This window comes from Mycolicibacterium sp. SMGY-1XX (genome assembly GCF_059132455.1).
In genome coordinates, this window is record NZ_CP101139.1 from 4,299,073 (window position 1) to 4,317,753 (window position 18,681).

Consider the following 18,681-nt stretch of genomic DNA (forward strand, 5'->3'; position numbering starts at 1 on the left):
GTCCAGCAGATCGGGTTGACCGAGATCGCGTGTCCCGGCCGCTACCGTGGCTGGCATGCGGATGGTTGTCGCGATCGCTGCGTCGGTGCTGGTTGCGGGCTGCTCGGGCGCCGGCGAAGAACAGTCCGGCGGCTCCGGCGCCTCCACGTCATCCTCGCCGAGCCCCAGTTCAGCGGCGGTTTCGACGCCCCGCACCACCACCTCACCCAGCCCGACTGGCCCGCCCCCCGCGGACGCACCGGTGGCCGCGGTGATCTCGTGGGTGCAGGCCGGTTCCCCGGCTGACCTGGCCGGATTCCACAGCGCGACACGCGACGGCACGACCACCGACCTCGGTGAGGGTGTGGCCTTCGTCACACCCTCGGGTAAGACCCAGTGCCGCACCGACGCGACGATGACCGGCGGCGCGCTGGCCTGCCTGGTGGAACTCGCCGAACCGCCCGCCCAGCCGGACGAGGTGGCCGGGCAGTGGATCGGCAACTGGGTCGACTTCGACGGCGGTGCGGCACAGGTGGGCTCGGTACATGGCGACCCCGGCCCGTTCACCGTCGGCACCGGACCCGAACTGCCCTACGGCAGCTCCCTGAGGTTCGGCGACTACCAGTGCCGCACCGATCCGGTGGCGTTGTTCTGCGTCAACTTCGCCCGTCAGACCGCCGTGCAGATGTCCGATGCCGGTGTGGTGCCGTTCGGCTGCCTGGAGCAGGTGCCGCCTCCGGCTGACGCCGGCGTCCGCTACGAGTGCGGCTAGCGTCTAGGCCAGCACACCCTTGTTGCGCAGGATCGGCAGCACACCTTCGGCGAACCAGTACGCCTCTTCCAGGTGCGGATACCCGGAAAGGATGAACTCGTCGAAACCCAATGAGTGGTACTCCCAGATCAGGTTGGCCACTTCCTGGTGGCTGCCCACCAGGGCGGTGCCCGCGCCGCCGCGAACCAGACCCACCCCGGCCCACAGGTTGGGATAGATCTCCAACCGGTCGAGCCGACCGCCGTGCAGCGCGGTCATCCGGCGCTGCCCCTCGGACTCCGAGTTGCTGTGCAGCGCGGTAGCTTTGGCGATCTGTTCCGGGGTGAGCCGGCGTACCAGCTCGTCGGCAACAGCCCACGCGGCCTCGGAGGTGTCGCGGCTGATGGTGTGCAGCCGGATCCCGAACCGGACATCGCGACCGCGGGCGGTGGCCAGTGCACGCACCTTGGCGATCTTCTCGGCGGCCGCCTGCGGCGGTTCACCCCAGGTGAGGTACACATCGACGTGCTGGGCGGCGATCGGCAACGCCGCTGGTGAGGAACCGCCGAAATAGATCTCCGGCAACGGGTCGGGCGGTTCGGATACCCGCGCGTCGGCGACGGTGTAGTAGCGCCCGGTGTAGTCCACCGACTCCTGGGTCCAGGTGGCTCGGACGATGTCGAGGAACTCGCCTGTGCGGGCGTAACGTTCGTCGTGGGACAGCCAGTCACCGAACCGGCGCTGCTCGCTGTCGTCGCCGCCGCTCACGATGTTGAGCAGGACCCTGCCGTCGGAGAACCGTTGCAGCGTCGCGGCCTGCTGCGCGGCCAGCGTCGGCGGCACCAGGCCGGGCCGGAAGGCCACCAGGAATTTGAGGCGTTCTGTCTCGGCCAGCAACGCCGACGCGGTGAGCCAGGCGTCCTCACACCAGGTTCCCGTGGGGGTGAGCACGCCCTCGTAGCCGAGCCGGTCTGCCGCCCGGGCGATTTCAGCGAGGTAACGCCGTGTCGGCGGGCGGTAGCCGTCGGGGACCACCTGTTCCGATGAGGCATGGGAGGAACCGACGATCGACCGGCTGTCCCCGCTGGTGGGCAGGAACCAGAAGAACTTGGCGGGCACGGTATCCGGTTCTACCGGGTGCGGCCCCAGCCTCACCAGGGTTGCGCTCCTGGTGAGGCAAAGGGCCGCTTGCCGTTCAGTCCTTGGTGAAGCTGGTGTCACCGGTGACGAGTTCGGCGACCACCGGCTGGCCGTTGATGGTGGTGCGCAGCCCGTCGAGGGTCAGCTGCGGGGCCGGCGCCAGCTGCCGGGCGTTGCGGACCCGTTCCCGGAACTCCTCCCCCTGCAGGTCGAAGACCGTCTTGTCATCGTCCTTCGGGGTGAACTGCACACCAGTGGAGGTGTCATCCGGCCGGACCACCCAGGAGGCGCGGACGCCGCCGAGCTCGGCGGTGTACATCCCGGCCGGGTCGGCCACCTGCGGTGCGGAGAACGCGTAGGTGACGCCGTTCATCGTCAGGTCACCGACGACATCGGCGCCGTTGTACTCCGCGGCCAAGGTGTCCTTGAACTTGCCGGTGATGTCCAGGGCACCATCGTCCTGGGTGCCGAAGAACCAGGCCTCGTCCTTGCTGCCGTCGCAGGCGTAGGCCACCACCTTCTCACCGCTGACCGCGACGCCGAGAGTCATGGTTCCGCCGTCGGCCATCGGCATGTCGGCGATGTAACGGGCGGCCTGCGGGAACGGTTGAGCGGCGGCCACGCTGGTGCTCGAGGTGGGCGCGGCAGTGGTGGTGGAAGTGGCTTCCGTGGAGGAGCCGCCCGAACATGCCGGCACGGTGCCCAGCGCCACCATCGCGGTGGTGCCGATCAGCAGGGTACGGAGGTGTTTTCTCATGTCCACCAGCATGGTCGCCGCGAGACGGGGTTACATGGAGATAGCGTGGAGATTCGGTGGAGATCCCCGGCTCACGACCCCAGGAAGGCCGCCACCTCGTCGCGGAACACCCGCCACGCGGGCTCGTCAGAGGTCAGCAGATGATTCTTGCTGTCGAGAGCCACCAGACGCGCATCGGGAATCAATGCCGCCAGCTCCTGGCCGGACTGCATCGGCACCCGATGATCCTCACGGGAATGCAGGATCAAGGTCGGGCACTGCACGTCGCGGGCCTGCTCGCGCACATCGATGGTGGCGAACTGCTCCAGGAACCGCACCGCGTTCTCCGGTGAGGTAGTGCGCCGCTGCAGCTGATCGAAGGCCGCCCAGTCAGCACGGCTGCCGTCGGGCAGGAACTGCGCGGCGAACACCTGACGAAAAGCCGGGTCGTCTTTACCCCAGCCCACCCGGGCCAGATCGAGATCCAAAGCGGCGGCGCGCTTTTCCTGCTCGCCCACCGCCCGCACCGCTCGGCCCCGGGCATATGCGCCACACAGCACCAGCTTGGTCACCCGCTCGGGATGCTTGGCCGCATACGCCACCGCCACCGCACCCCCCTGCGACACACCCAGAAGCGGAAACTGTTGCAGGTCAAGCGCTTCGACCACGGATTCGAGATCGGCAACCCAGTCGTCGAAGGTGAACGCGCCCGCCTCCCAGTCCGAGAGACCACAACCGCGCTCATCGTAACGAATGAAGGTATGCGCCTGCGACAGGTCGCGGACCCAGTGACACCACACCGGGCTCTCGATGTCGTAGCCGAGGTGGGTCATCCAGTTGGCCGCCCGCACCAGCGGCCGGCCCTGCCCGGCCACCGCATAGGCCAACCGGATGCCGTCGGCGGCCCGGGTGAAGGCGATGGTCTGCCTGGGCAACGGCGGCGCCGGCTCGGGTTCGGTGGCGGGTGCCTGCGGTGCGTCAGCGACCGCACCGATGAACTGGTAACCGCGGCCGCGGACGGTGCGGATGTAGCGCTGGTGTTCGCCGTCGTCGCCCAGCGCCCGGCGTGCAGCCTTGATCCGGCTGGTCAACGCGGCCTCACCGACGAACCGTCCGCCCCAGACGGTGTCGAACAGTTCCTCCTTGGTGACCAGGCGGTCCCGGTTGGTCACCAGCTGGGTCAACACGTCGAACACCTGCGGTTCGATCCGGATCACAGATCCTTTGCCCCGCAGTTCGTATCGCGCGGTGTCGAGTTCGAAATCGTCGAATCGCCACACCTCACCGGCTGGGCGGGGTCGCGGCGGAACGCTCATGAAAAGTCATGGTAACCATGTCCCGGGGTCCTCAGGAGGTGCTCGTGGCACCGCAACGCGGGAGGATGAATCATGCCCACCCACGTGATCACCGATTGCGCCATCGCGACGATCGATTCCGCCGGCACCGAATACCCGCTCGGTCATGTCGTGATCCGAGACGGGGTGATCGTCGAGGTCGGCAGCGGTTCGGCACCGTACGTCGCCGATGCCGACGTGATCGACGGACGCGGCTGCCTGGCCACGCCCGGTCTGGTCAACACCCACCATCACCTCAATCAGTGGATCACTCGCGGCTACGCGCAGGACGGCACCCTGTTCGAGTGGCTGACCACGCTGTATCCACTGTGGGCAGGTATCGATCAGGATCTCGAATTCGCCTCTGCCAGCGCAGCTTTGGGAATGCTGGCGCTCACCGGCTGCACCACGTCGATGGACCACAACTACGTTTTCCCCCACCGAGGCGGTGACGTGTTGGCCGCTGAGGTGGCCGCGGCCGCCCGGATCGGGCTGCGTTTCCACCCCACCCGCGGATCGATGGACCTCGGCGCGTCCTCGGGTGGGCTGCCACCGGACTCCGTGGTCGAGGACATCGACACCATCCTGGCGGCCTGTGCGCAGGCCGTCGCCGACCACCACGACCCCGGCTTCGACTCCCGGGTTCGGATTGCGCTCGCGCCGTGTTCGCCGTTCTCGGTGACCGGCGACTTGATGCGACAGTCCGCCGACCTCGCCCGGGAACTTGGCGTGCGGTTGCACACCCATCTCGCGGAGACCGTCGACGAAGAGCAGTTCTGCCTCGAGACGTTCGGCGCCCGACCGGTCGACTACGTCGAATCGCTGGGCTGGCTCGGCGACGACGTGTGGCTGGCACATTGTGTGCACCTGTCCACGGGTGACATCGCGAAGTTGGCCGCAGCCGAGACGGGGGTGGCGCACTGTCCGAGCAGCAACGGCCGGCTCGGGTCCGGCATCGCCCCGATCCCGGAGCTGCTGGCGGCCGGGGTGCCCGTCGGGCTGGGCGTGGATGGGGTGGCGTCCAACGAGCACGGCGGGCTGGCCACCGAACTCCGCGAGGCCCTGCTGGCGGCGCGGTTCCGGCTCGGCCCGCTGGCGTTGAGCGCCCGGCAAAGTCTGCAGATGGGCACCATGGGCGGCGCCCGGTGCCTGGGGCGTGATGCGGAACTGGGATCGCTGGAGAAAGGCAAGCTCGCCGATATCGCGCTGTGGGACCTGACGGGTCTGGGCCACGCGGATATCGAGGACCCGGTGTGCGCGCTGGTCTTCGGCCCGCCCGCGCCCCTGCGCCGGTTGCTGGTCGGCGGTCAGACAGTGGTCAGCGACGGTGCGCTGCGCAACGCCGATCCGGCGACGCTGGCCGGTGAGGCGCGCGCGGCCGCTCGGGCATTGCGCCGGCGCGCCGGCCTCTGAGGCGGGTCACCGCCAGCCGTCGGCAGCTTTGGCCGCCTGCACCAGCGCGTCGCACAACTCCCGCAATTCGGCGCCGTCGGCGCCTTCGTCGACGGCAGTCGCCACGTCTTCGGCGGCGCAGCGCACCTGGAACACCCGGTCGGACAGTTGAGCCGCTTCGTCGGCGGACAACACCACGGCGTCCTCGGGCACCGCAGACCCCTTGACCAGGGCGCGCTGTTCGTACGCGCGCTGGCGGCATGACTGTCTGCAGTACTGCCTGCGCCGCCCCAGGCCGGCGTCGGGAACCTCGCGGCCACACCACCGGCACGGCTGCTGACGCCGTCTACTCTGCGGGCTCACGACCCAGAACTGTAGACGCGCTTTGGCGGCACGTGCCGGATCACGGGTATTCTGGACAGTCGCGTCGCCAGACAGGGAACTGCCATGGGCGCTGATGCGTTGATAGACGCGGAACATTTGTGCTTAAGGAGTTGACGACGATGGCTGATCGTGTCCTGCGAGGTAGTCGCCTCGGAGCTGTGAGCTACGAGACCGACCGCAACCATGATTTGGCGCCGCGTCAGATCGCGCGGTACCGCACCGACAACGGCGAGGTGTTCGACGTTCCGTTCGCCGACGACGCCGAGATTCCCGGCACCTGGCCCTGCAAGAACGGCATGGAGGGCACGCTGATCGACGGCGATGTGCCCGAGCCCAAGAAGGTCAAGCCGCCGCGTACCCACTGGGACATGCTGCTGGAGCGCCGTTCGGTCGAGGAACTCGAGGAGCTCCTCAAGGAGCGCCTCGACATCATCAAGACCAAACGCCGGGGCTGAGCCCCGGCTAGCGAACCACGCCGCGGGCGCGGTCGAGGCGTCCACCCAGACCCCACTGGGCCACCTTGACCAGCGCTTCGCGGATGTTCGACCCACTCATCTTCGATACCCCGAGTTCGCGCTCGGTGAAGGTGATGGGCACTTCCACCACCCGGAAGCCGCTGTTGATGGCGCGCCAGGTCAGGTCGATCTGGAAGCAGTAGCCCTTTGAATCCACCGCGGCCAGGTCGATCTTCTCCAACACCTCGCGGCGGTAAGCGCGATAGCCCGCGGTGATGTCGTGGATACCGACGCCGAGCAGCACCCGCGAATAGGTGTTGGCGGTCTTGGACAGCACCAGCCGCCTGGTCGGCCAGTTGCGCACCGTGCCGCCGGGCACGTACCGCGATCCGATCGCCAGATCCGCGCCCGCATCCACGGCGTCGAGCAGGCGATGCAACTGCTCGGGCGCATGGCTGCCGTCGGCGTCCATCTCCACCAGGACCGAGTACTGACGGTTCAGCCCCCACGCGAACCCGGCCAGGTAGGCCGCACCGAGTCCGTCTTTGACCGTGCGGTGCATGACGTGCACCCGGTCGGGGTCGGCCAGGGCCAGTTCGTCGGCCAGTTGGCCCGTACCGTCCGGGCTGCCGTCGTCGACGACCAACACATGGACGTCCGGCTGGGCAGAGTGGATGCGCCCGACGATGAGTGGGAGGTTCTCCAACTCGTTGTAGGTGGGGACGATCACCAAGGTGCGCTGGCTGGGCTGTTCGCCGGGGATGGTCATGAAGCTCCTGGGGTGGCCACATCGGACGGGGCCGACATTGCAGTCGGACGCAATAACCCTCCATTGTGCCGCACCCGCAGCCATGCTCCTGCCACCACAGCACCCACCCCCAGCGCGACCAGCACCAACAGCACAACAGGTCCCCATTGGGTGGCCGGCGTGATCACGGTTTTCAGCCGCACCGGCATGTCCAGCACCGCGGGCTGGAACCACTCGGTGCGTGCGAGTTCGCGGCCGTCGGGAGCGATCACCGCGCTGATTCCCGTGGTTCCGGCGACCACCACGTAGCGATCGTGTTCGACTGCCCGGGCCCGGGAGAAGGCGAGCTGCTGTTCACTCATCGCCTGGTCGAAGGTCGCGTTGTTGGTGGGTACGGCAAGAACCTGCGCACCGTTGAGAACGGACTCCCGGGCGGCCCTGTCGAAGATCACCTCCCAGCATGTGGTGATGCCGATGGGCACGCCGGCCGCATGCACCACACCATTGCCGTCGCCGGGCACGAAGTAACCGGCCCGAGAGGCGTAGGACGACAGCTTGGCGAAGAAACCCCGCCACGGCAGGTACTCACCGAAGGGCTGGATGATCTTCTTGTCGTGCCGCTCCCCCGGGCCGTCCACCGGATCCCACACGATGACGGTGTTGAGTGCTGCGGGGTTGTCCCGCGTGCTGCCGGGGTGCGCCACCACCCCGCCCACCAAGATGGGCGCGCCGATGGCCTCGGCAGCCATCGTGATCTGCTCGCCGGCATCGGCGTTGGCCAGCGGATCGATATCGGAGGAGTTCTCCGGCCACACCACGAACTGCGGCTGCGGCCGCCGCCCGGCGCGCACGTCCTCGGCCAGCCGCAGCGTCTCCTTGACGTGATTGTCGAGAACCGCGCGCCGCTGGGCGTTGAAGTCCAGGCCCAGGCGCGGCACATTGCCCTGGATCGCGGCGACCGTCACCACCGGCTCGCTGTCGGAGCCGGTGCCGGATTGCCGGACCCCAGGATGTACGACGGCAGTGGCCAGCAGCACCGCGGCGATGCACAGGCCCGGTAGTACCACCGCGGGCGGCCGGTCCGCCTCCGCGGAGGACCGGCGCCACCAGGCGATGACCTCGACCCCGATGGCCACCGCTGAGGCCGCGATGAGCACCACCGCAAAGGACACCAGTGGCACACCGCCGAGCCGCGTCAGCGGTAACAGCGGCCCGTTGGTCTGGCTGAAACCCAGCACACCCCAAGGGAACCCGCCGAACGGCACTGAGTTCTTGGCCCACTCCTGCACCATCCACACCGCCGCCAGCCACAACGGCCAGCCCGGCAGTCGCCGCACCGCGACAGCCAACAACCCGAACAATCCCGGGAACAACGCACAGACCAACGACAGGGCCACCCAGGGCGCCGCCCCGACCAGACCGCTGATCCATGGCAGCAACGGCAGATAGAACGCTGAGCCCGCCACGAATCCGTAACCGAAACCGCCTGCGGCCGTGGTGGCCTCGTCACGCAGCACGACGATCAACAGCGCGGCGCCCAGGATCGCCGCCCACCACCAGCCGAGCGGCGGGAAACTGGCGCAGAGCACCAGACCCGCCGCGATGGCCGCAGCCAGGCGCAGCGCGCGCAGTTTCAGCCAGTCCAGCGCTCTAGTCATTGCCCTGGCCGTAGATGACGCGGCCACGGTGCACGGTCTGCACACAACGGGGAGTGGGGCGACCAGGTGCCAGCGAGGGCAGCGCGGGCACGCGGGAGCGGGGGTCGGTGGACCACCGTTGCACCGAATCGGCCGGCGCCGCCACTTCCAGGTCATCGGCGGCCCACACGGCGTACGAGGCAGGTGCGCCCGCGGCCAGGGTGCCGGTCACGCCGTCGCGGACACCGCCGGCACGCCAGCCGCCGCGGGTGGCGGCCGAGAACGCGGCGCGGGCCGAGACGGCGGACCCCTCGGTCTGATGGGTGGTGGCGGCGCGGACGGTCGCCCACGGATCCATTCCGGTGACCGGGCTGTCCGAACCGAAGGCGAGTGGCACGCCCGCCGATGCTAACAGCGCGAACGGGTTGAGCTTTTTCGCTCGTTCAGCACCGAGTCGTCGGGCGTACATACCGTCCGTGCCACCCCACAGCGCGTCGAAATTGGGTTGCACGCTGGCGATCACGCCCCAGGCTCCGAGCTTGGCCGCCTGTTCCCTGCTGACCATCTCCAGGTGTTCCAGCCGATGTCCGCAGCGCGCGACGGCGGGCACTCCGAGGTCGCCCACCACGCGTTCGAGTGCGTCGACCACGGAGGTGACGGCCGCGTCGCCGATCACGTGAAAACCGGCGGTCACACCGGCTTCCGTGCACGCCCGCACGTGGGCCTCGATGGCGTCGGCGTCCAGATAGGTGCGTCCGCAGTGCGCGGCGTCGGCGTACGGCTGGGACAGGGCGGCGGTCCGGGAGCCGAGCGCGCCGTCGACGAACAGGTCGCCCGCCAGGCCCCGCGCACCGGTGGTCTCCTGGAGCTCGCGGGCGCGTGCCGCGGAGTCGACAGCCTCGCCCCAGTACCCGACGATGTCGACGCCGTGGTCGGTGGCGCGCAGCTGCTGCCAGTCGTCGAGGCCGCCGATCTCGGGGCCGGCGCATTCGTGGACGGCGACGATCCCGGCTGCGGCGAACGCGTCCAGTGCGGCGCTGCGGGCCTGCTGTCGTTGCCGGTCGTTGAGCTGGGCCCGGGCCTCGGCTCGCACCAGGTGGTGCGCATCGGCACTGAGCGGGCCGGTCTCGTCGAAACCGTCGGCGCTGCGCAACCCGGCCGCACGGTTGCGCAGCGCAGTGGAGGCCAGCGCGGAGTGCACATCGATACGCGACAGGTAGGCGGGCCGGGCGCCGACGGCGGCGTCGATCTCCGCGGTGCTGGGAGCACCCGGCTGCGGCCAGGTGGAGTCGTCCCAGCCGTGTCCCCAGATGATGCCCTCGGGTGCTGCGGCGGCATGGTCGGCCAGCAGTCTGAGGCAGTGTTCACGGGAAGTCGCGGCGCGCAGATCCAATGCGCTCAGCAGCAGTCCGGTCGACGTGACGTGCACGTGACTGTCGACAAAAGCGGGGGCGACGAAGGCGCCGCCCAGGTCGACGATGTCGGCGTCGGGAAACTGGGTACGCGCCACGTCGTCGCTTCCCAGCCAGGCGATGGTCTCGCCACGTACCGCCATCGCGGTCGCGTCAGGGTGCGTCGGACTGTGGATCCGCCCGTTGAGCAGCAGCTGCGTCACGCAGACACGCTACCTACTCCGGTTTGCGCTCCAGGGGTCGGTCGACCGGGACGTCGTCGTGCACATCGATGACCTCGCCGTCGATGTACTGACCGCGACCTCTGGTGCGGCCCGGAGCGCCGCCGAGGTTGACGAAGGTGACCTGGCGGGCGATGCCGCGGGCGGCCACCAGACCGGCCAGCGGCCGCATCGCGGCGCGAGTGGGCGGAGCGAGCATCAGCAGACCCACCACCGTCGTGACCATGCCGGGGATGAAGACCAACACCGAACCGAGCGCCACCAGGGCACTGTCGGTGATGGTGCCCTGCGGGTCTTTCATGCCCTGCTGCAACTTGGCGAGTTGGCGGCGCAGCTGCGAACCGGCCAGCGCAATACCCAGCAAGAACGTGCCGATCAGCGCCAGCAGGGTCCAGCCGAAGCCGATGGTCGCCGTCAGCCCGACGATGACCGCCATCTCGACGATGACGTAAAGCAGAAAGAACCGCATCACCATGTACCGACCAACGAGCGAGACCCCGCGAGGGTTCCGGTCACGGCGCGGGTTCGACCTCGATGGCGCTGTGCACCTTGTTGATGCCACCGCGCACCAAGGCCTGCGGAATCCACCACCAGGCGTGATACCAGTAGCGCTTGGTCACCTTGTCGAACACCCGCCGCGTCTCGGTTTGCGGCAGATTGCGGGCAACAGCCTCGACGGGCTCGCCTTTCGGTTTGCCCAGCGCACTGCTTCTCTGGATGGTGACACGCGGAGTGTTCTTGATCCGCTTGGTCTTCCAGGAACCGTCATCGGTGATGATGACGAGCTTGTCACCTTCGGGGACACCCCAGACTGCGGTGGGCTTGGGCCTGCCGTCTTTGGTGAAGGTGGTCAACAGCAGGTACTTCGCGTTGGCGACATCGCTGAAGGTGTCAGGCACTGTCCACTGCTCTCAGTTCGAGTCCCACGTTGTTCTTCATCCCACCGCGCAGCTTCGAGACGAAGTTGAACGTCTTGCCGAGCAGTCCGTACCTCTTTCCAAGGGCGTCGTAAACCTCAGCGGTGCGCGACGGGTCGAGGATGGTGGCGATGGCCTCCACGGGCTCACCTTTCGGATTACCGCTACGGTCGCACTTGGCGATGGTGACCCGCGGGGTGTTGCGGATTCGCTTGACCTTCCAGGACTTCGCCTGCGTGATCACCAGCAGGCCGCCATCCGACGGGGCGGCCCAGATGGCGGTGGGCTTGGGCCGACCGTCCTTGGTGAACGTGGTCAGCAAGATGTACTCGGATGTCGCGACTTCGCTGAAGGTGACTGCCATGGGCATCAATGTAATGGGATCAGGTGACAAGCGATCTACGCTGGACAGGTGGGCGTCACCTTCGCCACCGGTTCACCGCACCACTCGCTGCGGTCGGTGGTGCTGCGGTACGAGGGTTACACGGAGAAAGCGCGCCATCCGGTGGTGTTCCGCGAATTGCCGTGCAGCTTCGTGCCGATCATCGTCGACCTCGATGAGGGCTGGACCGTCACTCACTCTGGTAGGTCCGCGAGTCGACTGGGTTCGTTCATCGGCGGGATCACCGAGGAGCCGGTGTGGGTCCGACATGACGGGAGCGCCAGTTGCCTCCAGATCAACCTGACCGCCATCGGCGCACGCCAGTTGCTCGGGATGCCGATGCACGAACTGGCGAACCGCACCATCGCCCTCGACGACGTGATGGGGCGTGGTGGGCAGCAGCTGGTCGATCGGATCGGGTCGGCGCCGGACTGGCCCAGCCGTTTCGCCGTGGTGGATCAGATGCTGCGGGCACGGTTCGCTGAGGTGGCCGAGGTCGACGCCGGCCTAACGTGGTCGCTGCAGCGGATCGCCAGCACTGCGGGCAATGCTTCGATCGGCGGGCTGGCAGCCGAATTGGGGTGGAGCCACCGGCGTCTGATCGCACGCTATCGCGACGCGGTGGGTCTGCCACCCAAGACTGTGGCACGGATCGTCCGCTTCGAGTCGCTGACCGCCCGCCTGACCCACCCGGGCCACGTCGGCTGGGCTCAGTTGGCCGCTGACTGCGGTTTCTTCGACCAGGCCCACTTGTCGCGTGAGGTGCGCGAACTGACGGGCCAGACACCGACCGAGCTGCGGGCGTCGCTGGTCAATTTTGTCCAAGACGACGCGGGCGTGCCGTCCTAGCGTCTGGGACATGAAACTCAATGGTGCTGTTCCGATCGTTCCTTACCGCAACCCGCGCGCGGCCATCCAATGGCTGGAGAAGGCATTCGGCGCTACCCCCACGCTGGTGGTGCCGCCCGAAGAAGATCAGCCGTTGATCCACGCCGAGGTGGCGGTAGGAACCGGGCTGGTGATGGTCGACGACGCCGAACGCACCGACAGTCCGTTCGCACTGCCGGGACCGGTGGTGGTCTACGTGGTGGTCGACGATCCAGATGCTTTGCACGCCACGGCTTCTGATGCCGGCGCTGAGATCATCATGCCGCCCACCGACCAGGACTACGGGTCTCGCGAGTTCGCCGCTCGCGATCCGCACGGCAATGTGTGGAGCTTCGGGACCTACCGGCCGAGTTCGGGTGATTGACGAGCGCCGTCCGCGAATTGACCGGGTGTCTCGCGAGAAGGAGCTTTCTGAGCTGGGCCTCGTCGCCGGCCCTCCATGATGGGTATTTTGTGTCGTGCGGTCGGGGGGTGCCGGTGATGACCCCGGCCTCCCAGGTCAGGCTGTCACAGCTGTTGGAGCAAAGGTTCATTTCCTTCGCGAGCGGATCAAAGCCAGTGCGGCCAACCCTCACCGAAGCTGACGACCTTGATGTGGTGCCCAGCAGGCGACCCGCCCCCGCCGGACATGCTTCTTGAAGCGGGGGAACACGGTTGTTGCCTTGCGTCAAGGCCCGTGGTGTCGGGTTGTGGAGAAAGTGCTGACTGTGGATAAGTAGGCGCTTGTCGTGGTGGATTGCCTTGTGGCGCATGTCTTGTCGGTGGGCGTGGGTAGTGTCGAATGTATGTTCGAAGGCGTGATTGATCCGACCACTTGCGGGGATTTGTCCCCCGCGGCGATGGTCGATGCCATCGGCGCCTTCCACCGCGCCGAGGCCACCATGGTCGCGCACAAATGGATGATGATCGCCCGCCTGCTGGCCCACCACAAAGACCACGCCGCCGCCGAAGAAAAAACCTGGGCCTACGACGAATGGAACGCCGTGCGGGATCAGGTGGGCCCGGTGATGCGGCTGAGCGCACGGCGCGCCGCCACCCAGATGCGGCTGGCCGAAGGACTGGCCCGGTCCCCGAAGATCGCGGCACTGTTGGCGGCCGGGGTGATCAACACCCGAGTCGCCGAAACCCTGATCTACCGCACCGAGCTGCTGCTGCCGTCGGTGCAGGCCACCGTCGATGCCGAGCTCGCCGCCCACGCCGGCGGCTACACCCTGCTCTCCGACGATGACCTGGTGCTGGCCGTGGATGCCATCATCGAAGAACACGACCCCGATGCGGTGCGGCGCTACCGTGAGGCCGCCCAAGGCTGTGATGTGGGGTTCGGTAAACGCGATGACGCCACCGGCACCGCGTCGATGTATGGGCGGATCTCGGCAGCTGATGCGGAGTTGGGGATGCGGGTGCTGGATGCACTGGCCGCCACCGTCTGCAGCAACGATCCCCGCAGCAAAGGCGAGCTGCGGGCGGCGGCGCAAGGGGCGGTCTACGCCCGGCGGGACCGGTTGGTGTGCCAGTGCGGTGCCGGCGACTGTGTGGCCGCGACGCTGCCGTCGGCGGTGCCCGCGGCGGTGATTCATGTGCTGGCCGAACAAGGCGCCCTGGAACAGGTGCTGGCCCACCTCGACGCGTTGCGCCAATCTTCGTCCGGGGACCCGGCGGTGGTGGCGCCGGCCATCGACTACCCGGGGCTGGCCCGCCAGGCCGCGGCCGCCGAAGCCACCCGCATCCCCACCCCACCCACGCCACCACCGTGGGAAAACAACACCCCCACCACCGAACCCGAACCCGAGTCGGAGACTGAGGCTGGGCAGCCCGACGAACCGGCCGCCGATGACGGGGGCGTCGACTGGTCGCACTGGTTGACCACCTCACCCCGTGACGACACCGAGGCCGACGCCGTCGGCGACGACGGCACCGACCCCGGGGACGAGGGCGAGCCGCCGTGGGGCACCGGCAGTGCCCCGCCACCCCCACCCGGACCCACCACCCCGGACACCGGCGGCGGAACCACCGCAGCCACCCCCGACGCGGCCGACCGGGTGAATGACGCTGCCTCCGAGCAGGTCTGGACCCAGGATCTGCCGCAGGCACCGGCCGCGTACACCCCACCACGGCGGCCCCGCCCTGCAGTCACCCTCGGTGGCACCCTCATCCCACTCGACCAACTCGCCGCGATGCTCCGCGACGGCGCCACCGTCAAAGCCGTTCCGATCCCGCCCGCGGCACCTGCCCGCGGCTACAGGTTCACCGGCAAGGCCCGCGAGTTCATCCGATGCCGGGATATGCGATGTCGGTTCCCGGGCTGCACCCGTAAAGCCGAATACGCCGACATCGACCACACCGTCCCGCACGGCGACGGCGGACCCACCCATCCCTCCAACGGCAAGGTGTTGTGTCGAGAACACCACCTCGCGAAGACCTTTGGTGACGGCTGGCGCGACGAGCAACTGCCCAACGGCGACGTCCGCTGGACCGCACCCACCGGCCACACCTACATCACGCAACCGACGAGCAGACTGCTGTTCCCCGACTGGGACTGCACCACCGCCGCCCTGCCACCCCCGACACCCACAAGACGCCGCACAGCGCACCCGGGCATCACCATGCCCACCCGCAAACGCACCCGCGACCAAGACCGCCAACAAAACATCAACGCCGAACGAGAACACAACGCGCTACAACGTGCGCTGGGCAAACCCACACGCAGATCACCATGGTAAAGACCTCACCACACCGCGAGCACCTGCGGCCGGGAACGGAACCCCATGAGCGATCGTGGGTTTCGCGTGCATTTGGCGCCGAAGGCTTGTGGTCAGCCGAGTCTGATGTCAGGCACCAACGCGTGCACGCCGTCGGCGGTGGCACCCAGGGCCGTCGACAGTTCCCAGGCGACCTGACGCACCCTGGCGCCCAGGTGATCTTCACGATCGGAGGTCATGCGAGCCTCGGGCACCGAGGCACCCAGAGCGCCGACCACCCGCTGCGTGTGATCGAAAATCGGTGCGGCCACCGCACTTATGCCGACAGTGCGTTGCCCGCGGGACTGGATGTAGCCGCGCATCCGGCCGGCGCGGAGTTCACGCTGTATCTCGGCGGGATCAACAGTGGTCTTGGTGGTCACCGCATCGATGGCACCGTCGAGGTGGCGCGGCCACTCATCTTCGGGAATCGCACACAGAATGGCCTTGCCGGGACCGCCGTACACCAATCGAATGGGTACGCCGATATCGGTGTAGGTACGCCGCAACTCCTGATGGCTCTCGACCTGCGCGGCCACGATGCGCTGCCCGGAGGCAAGCAACTCGTGCAAACCGATGGTCTCGTCGAATTCGTCGCGCAGATCGGTCATGAACGGTAGAGCGGCCTCGCGGAGGCTACGCGGCATCGCGCCGGAATTCGCCAGCTGCAGCAGCAACGGACCCAACCCGTAGCGCTTGGTTCCGGTCTGCCGGACAAGGTGATTGGCCTGCATCGCCGTCAGGAGCCGGTGCACCGTGCTCGTCGACAGCCCCGTCGACCGCGACAACTCACTGATCCCGAGTTCGGGCTTTCGCCCATCGAAGCACCGCAGAATCGCCACGGCCCGGTCGATCGACTGCACGCCGTTTCGCCGCGGCGAGTCCTTTTCCTTTTCCGCCCCGTCCACGTCGCCCATCTTCTCCCTTTCGTTCAGAGACCGAACAGGGGGCCGACCACGACACGTGACCCACATTGCATGTCGGTATTGACGTGATGGCGCTCACTGCATAGCCTTTCCGTATTGCGTGAAGCGTATCCCACAAAGCGGGAAATGCACAACGAAGAACACCCAACGGGAAGGACCACATGCGACCCCTCACCGGCTTCCGAGTTCTCGATCTGACGAGATTCCTCTCGGGCCCCTACTGCACGATGGTGCTGGCCGAACTCGGCGCCGACGTCATCAAGATCGAGCAACCGGGCACCGGCGACGACTCGCGGCGGATGGCGCCGAAGGTCAACGGCGAGAGCTACCCGTTCGCGATGCCCAACCGCAGCAAGCGCTCGGTGGCGCTGGACCTGAAGTCACCCCGGGGCAAGGAACTGTTCCTCGAGTTGGCGGCCAGCGCGGACTTGATCATCGAGAACTTCCGGCCCGGCGTCACCAAACGCCTCGGCATCGACTACGACAGTGCGCGCGCGATCCGTGACGACATCCTGTACTGCTCGATCAGCGGCTTCGGTCAAACCGGGCCCTACCGCGACCGCCCGGGCTTCGACATCATGGCGCAGGGCATCGGCGGGTTCCTGCGGATGACCGGCCAGCCCGATGGCAAGCCCACCAAGGTCGGCATCGCGATCAACGACATCGCCGCCGGCGCCACTGCCATCTACTCGATCCTGGCCGCGGAGTTGAACCGCAGGCAGACCGGCAAGGGCCAGTACATCGACATCGGCCTGGTGGATGCGGGCCTGGCCTGGACGGTGTGGGAGTCCGGGGCGTATTTCGGCAGCGGCGAGCAGCCGGCTCAGACCGGAACCCGGCATCGCCGGTCGACGCCGTACCAGGCGTACCGGACCGCCGACGGTTACGTCACCATCGGGGCCAACACCGAACGGCTGTGGCAGCGGCTGATCAACGACGTCCTCAAACGACCCGATTGGGCAGACGATCCCCGCTTCATCGACTTGGATGCACGCATGGCCCATATCGACGACCTCGAAGTCGAGATCGAGGCCATCACCACCACGCTGCCCACCAACGACTGGGTGGACCGCCTCGATGTCGCCGGCGTTCCCGGCGGCCCGGTGCTCACTTACCAAGAGACACTGGAGGATCCGCATGTGCTGGCCCGCGGCATGGTGGCCGAGGTGGACCACCCGATCATCGGTCCGATGAAGACCATCGCCCCGCCGACGCGGTTCTCCGATCTCGAATTCGACGTCCGCTCACCGGCGCCCTGGCTCGGCCAGCACACCGCCTCCGTCCTCACCGAACTCGGTGTGGACGCCGACGAAATCGACCGACTCTTCACCGAAGGCATCTTGTTCGACGCACACGCCGAGCTCCAGGAAGGACACAAATGAGCGACCACATTCTGGTGGATCGCGATGAAGCCATCGCGACCGTCATCCTCAACAAACCCGACAGCCACAACGCCATCTCCCAGGGAATGTACCGGCGCCTCCCCGAGGTGTTCGATGAACTGGACTCCGACCCCTCGGTGAAGGTGGTCGTCCTCCGCGGCGCCGGCTCCAAGAGCTTCGCCTCGGGCGCCGACATCAGCGAGTTCGAGCAGGTCCGGGGAAACAGCGCGTCGGCCAAGGCCTACAACGAGGACGTCGCGTCCACCGAGCATGCGCTGGAACGCTTTTCCAAGCCGTTGATCGCCATGGTGCACGGCTACTGCATCGGCGGTGGCTGCGGCCTGGCGCTGGCCTGCGACATCCGTTTCGCCGACGAGCGGTCCCGGTTCGGCATCACCCCGGCCAAGCTCGGGCTGGTCTACAGCCTGGAATCAACCAAGCGACTGATCGACACAGTGGGCCCGTCGCGGGCCAAGTGGATCCTGTTCTCCGGGCAGCACGTCATGGCCGAGGACGCCTTGCGGCTGGGGTTGATCGACGAACTGATCCCCAGCGAGGAGTTGGAGAAGCACACCTACGAGTTCGCGCGTCTGGTCACCACCCGCGCGCAGTTCAGCGTCCGGTCCTCGAAGCGGATCGTGAACCTGGTGCTGGGCGGGCAGGTCGACGACGACGAGGTGACGATCGACATTCGCAACTCGTCCTTCGACACCGAGGATTACGCCGAGGGTGTGCGATCGTTCCTGGAAAAGCGGCCGCCGAGGTTCACCTGGTCATGACCACCATCGATCCAGGACGCCGGCTCACCGATCCGGTCGAGGCCGCGCAATTCGCCGCCGAGACCTCCGAATCGGCGTTCGGCCGGTACTTCCTCATCCAGTTCCTCGGGTTGTCGATCGACTACCTCGACGAGGACAAGTCGTGCACCGTCCGGCTGCCGTTCGCCCACCATCTGTGCAACGCCGGCGGCGGCATCCACGGCGGAGTGCTGACCACCGTGCTCGATATCTCGATGGGCCACGCGTGCCAGAAGTACCTCTCGGCAGGGTCGACCATCGACATGTCGGTGCGCTTCATGCGACCCGTGCGCACCGACAGCGTGTGCACCGGCCGCATCCTGCACGGCGGCCGACGGGTCGTCCAACTCGAATCGCGGCTCTACGACGACTCCGGACGCCTGGCCGCACTGGCCACCGGTTCGTGGTTCCGCCACGACGCAAAAAGCTGAAAACCAAACCCCATCAACGTGACTCAACGAG

Annotated in this window: 20 protein-coding genes; 9 read left to right on the forward strand and 11 right to left on the reverse strand. The window is 67.5% G+C overall.

Annotation, left to right across the window (positions count from 1 at the left end; translation table 11 throughout):
- Positions 1 to 55 precede the first annotated feature (55 nt).
- Positions 56 to 751, forward strand: a complete 696-nt coding sequence (locus NL241_RS20725) for a hypothetical protein (protein ID WP_494394907.1) — start codon at positions 56 to 58, stop codon at positions 749 to 751.
- 3 nt (positions 752 to 754) lie between these two features.
- Here the strand turns inward: NL241_RS20725 and NL241_RS20730 are convergent, their stop codons facing one another.
- The 3 genes from NL241_RS20730 to NL241_RS20740 form a co-directional block, all read right to left on the reverse strand.
- Entirely contained in the window at positions 755 to 1,849 is a 1,095-nt protein-coding gene (locus NL241_RS20730; protein ID WP_494394908.1) for an LLM class flavin-dependent oxidoreductase, read from the reverse strand.
- Between the two features lie 76 nt (positions 1,850 to 1,925).
- Positions 1,926 to 2,627, reverse strand: a complete 702-nt coding sequence (locus tag NL241_RS20735) for a hypothetical protein (protein WP_487694837.1) — start codon at positions 2,625 to 2,627, stop codon at positions 1,926 to 1,928.
- A 71-nt stretch (positions 2,628 to 2,698) separates the two neighbouring features.
- Positions 2,699 to 3,922, reverse strand: coding sequence for an alpha/beta hydrolase (locus NL241_RS20740; protein ID WP_494394909.1), 1,224 nt, complete (start codon positions 3,920 to 3,922; stop codon positions 2,699 to 2,701).
- Between the two features lie 72 nt (positions 3,923 to 3,994).
- On the opposite strand from NL241_RS20740, the gene NL241_RS20745 reads away from it, so the two are divergent.
- Entirely contained in the window at positions 3,995 to 5,353 is a 1,359-nt protein-coding gene (locus tag NL241_RS20745; protein WP_494394910.1) for an 8-oxoguanine deaminase, read from the forward strand.
- A 6-nt stretch (positions 5,354 to 5,359) separates the two neighbouring features.
- Here NL241_RS20745 and NL241_RS20750 read toward each other — a convergent pair whose 3' ends face one another.
- Positions 5,360 to 5,695, reverse strand: coding sequence for a hypothetical protein (locus NL241_RS20750; protein WP_487694841.1), 336 nt, complete (start codon positions 5,693 to 5,695; stop codon positions 5,360 to 5,362).
- A gap of 140 nt (positions 5,696 to 5,835) precedes the next feature.
- Here NL241_RS20750 and NL241_RS20755 point away from each other — a divergent pair, with 140 nt between their 5' ends.
- A complete protein-coding gene (locus NL241_RS20755) occupies positions 5,836 to 6,171 on the forward strand; it encodes an RNA polymerase-binding protein RbpA (protein WP_487694842.1) in 336 nt (111 codons plus the stop codon).
- A gap of 7 nt (positions 6,172 to 6,178) precedes the next feature.
- Here NL241_RS20755 and NL241_RS20760 read toward each other — a convergent pair whose 3' ends face one another.
- The 6 genes from NL241_RS20760 to NL241_RS20785 form a co-directional block, all read right to left on the reverse strand.
- Complete coding sequence (locus NL241_RS20760) at positions 6,179 to 6,940, reverse strand: polyprenol monophosphomannose synthase (protein ID WP_487694844.1); 762 nt, start codon at positions 6,938 to 6,940, stop codon at positions 6,179 to 6,181.
- Complete coding sequence (lnt, locus tag NL241_RS20765) at positions 6,937 to 8,577, reverse strand: apolipoprotein N-acyltransferase (protein WP_494394911.1); 1,641 nt, start codon at positions 8,575 to 8,577, stop codon at positions 6,937 to 6,939. Before lnt ends, NL241_RS20760 begins: the two co-directional genes overlap by 4 nt.
- The gene (locus NL241_RS20770; protein WP_494398353.1) at positions 8,570 to 10,111 is read right to left on the reverse strand and encodes an amidohydrolase; all 1,542 of its coding nucleotides are present in this window, start codon (positions 10,109 to 10,111) and stop codon (positions 8,570 to 8,572) included. The genes lnt and NL241_RS20770 overlap by 8 nt, the downstream gene beginning before the upstream one ends.
- Before the next feature lie 73 nt (positions 10,112 to 10,184).
- Positions 10,185 to 10,664, reverse strand: coding sequence for an FxsA family protein (locus tag NL241_RS20775; protein ID WP_487694848.1), 480 nt, complete (start codon positions 10,662 to 10,664; stop codon positions 10,185 to 10,187).
- Positions 10,665 to 10,701: 37 nt separating this feature from the next.
- Positions 10,702 to 11,088, reverse strand: a complete 387-nt coding sequence (locus NL241_RS20780) for a PPOX class F420-dependent oxidoreductase (RefSeq protein ID WP_487694850.1) — start codon at positions 11,086 to 11,088, stop codon at positions 10,702 to 10,704.
- Complete coding sequence (locus tag NL241_RS20785; protein WP_487694852.1) at positions 11,081 to 11,470, reverse strand: PPOX class F420-dependent oxidoreductase; 390 nt, start codon at positions 11,468 to 11,470, stop codon at positions 11,081 to 11,083. The genes NL241_RS20780 and NL241_RS20785 overlap by 8 nt, the downstream gene beginning before the upstream one ends.
- Before the next feature lie 48 nt (positions 11,471 to 11,518).
- Here NL241_RS20785 and NL241_RS20790 point away from each other — a divergent pair, with 48 nt between their 5' ends.
- The 3 genes from NL241_RS20790 to NL241_RS20800 all read left to right on the forward strand — a co-directional run bounded on the left by NL241_RS20790 (position 11,519) and on the right by NL241_RS20800 (position 15,096).
- Positions 11,519 to 12,337: a helix-turn-helix domain-containing protein gene (locus NL241_RS20790; RefSeq protein WP_494394912.1), complete on the forward strand. Its 819-nt coding sequence runs from the start codon at positions 11,519 to 11,521 to the stop codon at positions 12,335 to 12,337.
- 10 nt (positions 12,338 to 12,347) lie between these two features.
- Positions 12,348 to 12,740, forward strand: a complete 393-nt coding sequence (locus NL241_RS20795) for a VOC family protein (RefSeq protein ID WP_494394913.1) — start codon at positions 12,348 to 12,350, stop codon at positions 12,738 to 12,740.
- A gap of 433 nt (positions 12,741 to 13,173) precedes the next feature.
- Positions 13,174 to 15,096 carry an HNH endonuclease signature motif containing protein gene (locus tag NL241_RS20800; RefSeq protein ID WP_494394914.1) on the forward strand — a complete coding sequence of 641 codons (1,923 nt, stop codon included), beginning with the start codon at positions 13,174 to 13,176 and terminating at the stop codon, positions 15,094 to 15,096.
- A 92-nt stretch (positions 15,097 to 15,188) separates the two neighbouring features.
- On the opposite strand, the gene NL241_RS20805 is transcribed toward NL241_RS20800, so the two are convergent.
- Positions 15,189 to 16,022, reverse strand: a complete 834-nt coding sequence (locus NL241_RS20805; RefSeq protein WP_494394915.1) for an IclR family transcriptional regulator — start codon at positions 16,020 to 16,022, stop codon at positions 15,189 to 15,191.
- 179 nt (positions 16,023 to 16,201) lie between these two features.
- Between NL241_RS20805 and NL241_RS20810 the strand changes: the two genes are divergently transcribed.
- The 3 genes from NL241_RS20810 to NL241_RS20820 are packed head-to-tail and all read left to right on the forward strand — an operon-like array spanning position 16,202 to position 18,650.
- Positions 16,202 to 17,422 carry a CaiB/BaiF CoA transferase family protein gene (locus NL241_RS20810; RefSeq protein WP_487694862.1) on the forward strand — a complete coding sequence of 407 codons (1,221 nt, stop codon included), beginning with the start codon at positions 16,202 to 16,204 and terminating at the stop codon, positions 17,420 to 17,422.
- Entirely contained in the window at positions 17,419 to 18,201 is a 783-nt protein-coding gene (locus NL241_RS20815; RefSeq protein ID WP_487694864.1) for an enoyl-CoA hydratase-related protein, read from the forward strand. The genes NL241_RS20810 and NL241_RS20815 overlap by 4 nt, the downstream gene beginning before the upstream one ends.
- Positions 18,198 to 18,650 carry a PaaI family thioesterase gene (locus NL241_RS20820; protein ID WP_494394916.1) on the forward strand — a complete coding sequence of 151 codons (453 nt, stop codon included), beginning with the start codon at positions 18,198 to 18,200 and terminating at the stop codon, positions 18,648 to 18,650. Before NL241_RS20815 ends, NL241_RS20820 begins: the two co-directional genes overlap by 4 nt.
- The last annotated feature ends 31 nt before the right edge of the window (positions 18,651 to 18,681 follow it).

Coding starts and splice junctions, on each gene's coding strand:
- NL241_RS20725 (WP_494394907.1), top strand. CDS start 56: ATGCGGATGGTTGTCGCGATCGCTGCGTCGGTGCTGGTTGCGGGCTGC.
- NL241_RS20735 (WP_487694837.1), bottom strand. CDS start 2,627: ATGAGAAAACACCTCCGTACCCTGCTGATCGGCACCACCGCGATGGTG.
- NL241_RS20740 (WP_494394909.1), bottom strand. CDS start 3,922: ATGAGCGTTCCGCCGCGACCCCGCCCAGCCGGTGAGGTGTGGCGATTC.
- NL241_RS20745 (WP_494394910.1), top strand. CDS start 3,995: ATGCCCACCCACGTGATCACCGATTGCGCCATCGCGACGATCGATTCC.
- NL241_RS20755 (WP_487694842.1), top strand. CDS start 5,836: ATGGCTGATCGTGTCCTGCGAGGTAGTCGCCTCGGAGCTGTGAGCTAC.
- NL241_RS20760 (WP_487694844.1), bottom strand. CDS start 6,940: ATGACCATCCCCGGCGAACAGCCCAGCCAGCGCACCTTGGTGATCGTC.
- lnt (WP_494394911.1), bottom strand. CDS start 8,577: ATGACTAGAGCGCTGGACTGGCTGAAACTGCGCGCGCTGCGCCTGGCT.
- NL241_RS20770 (WP_494398353.1), bottom strand. CDS start 10,111: ATGGCGGTACGTGGCGAGACCATCGCCTGGCTGGGAAGCGACGACGTG.
- NL241_RS20775 (WP_487694848.1), bottom strand. CDS start 10,664: ATGGTGATGCGGTTCTTTCTGCTTTACGTCATCGTCGAGATGGCGGTC.
- NL241_RS20785 (WP_487694852.1), bottom strand. CDS start 11,470: ATGGCAGTCACCTTCAGCGAAGTCGCGACATCCGAGTACATCTTGCTG.
- NL241_RS20795 (WP_494394913.1), top strand. CDS start 12,348: ATGAAACTCAATGGTGCTGTTCCGATCGTTCCTTACCGCAACCCGCGC.
- NL241_RS20810 (WP_487694862.1), top strand. CDS start 16,202: ATGCGACCCCTCACCGGCTTCCGAGTTCTCGATCTGACGAGATTCCTC.
- NL241_RS20815 (WP_487694864.1), top strand. CDS start 17,419: ATGAGCGACCACATTCTGGTGGATCGCGATGAAGCCATCGCGACCGTC.
- NL241_RS20820 (WP_494394916.1), top strand. CDS start 18,198: ATGACCACCATCGATCCAGGACGCCGGCTCACCGATCCGGTCGAGGCC.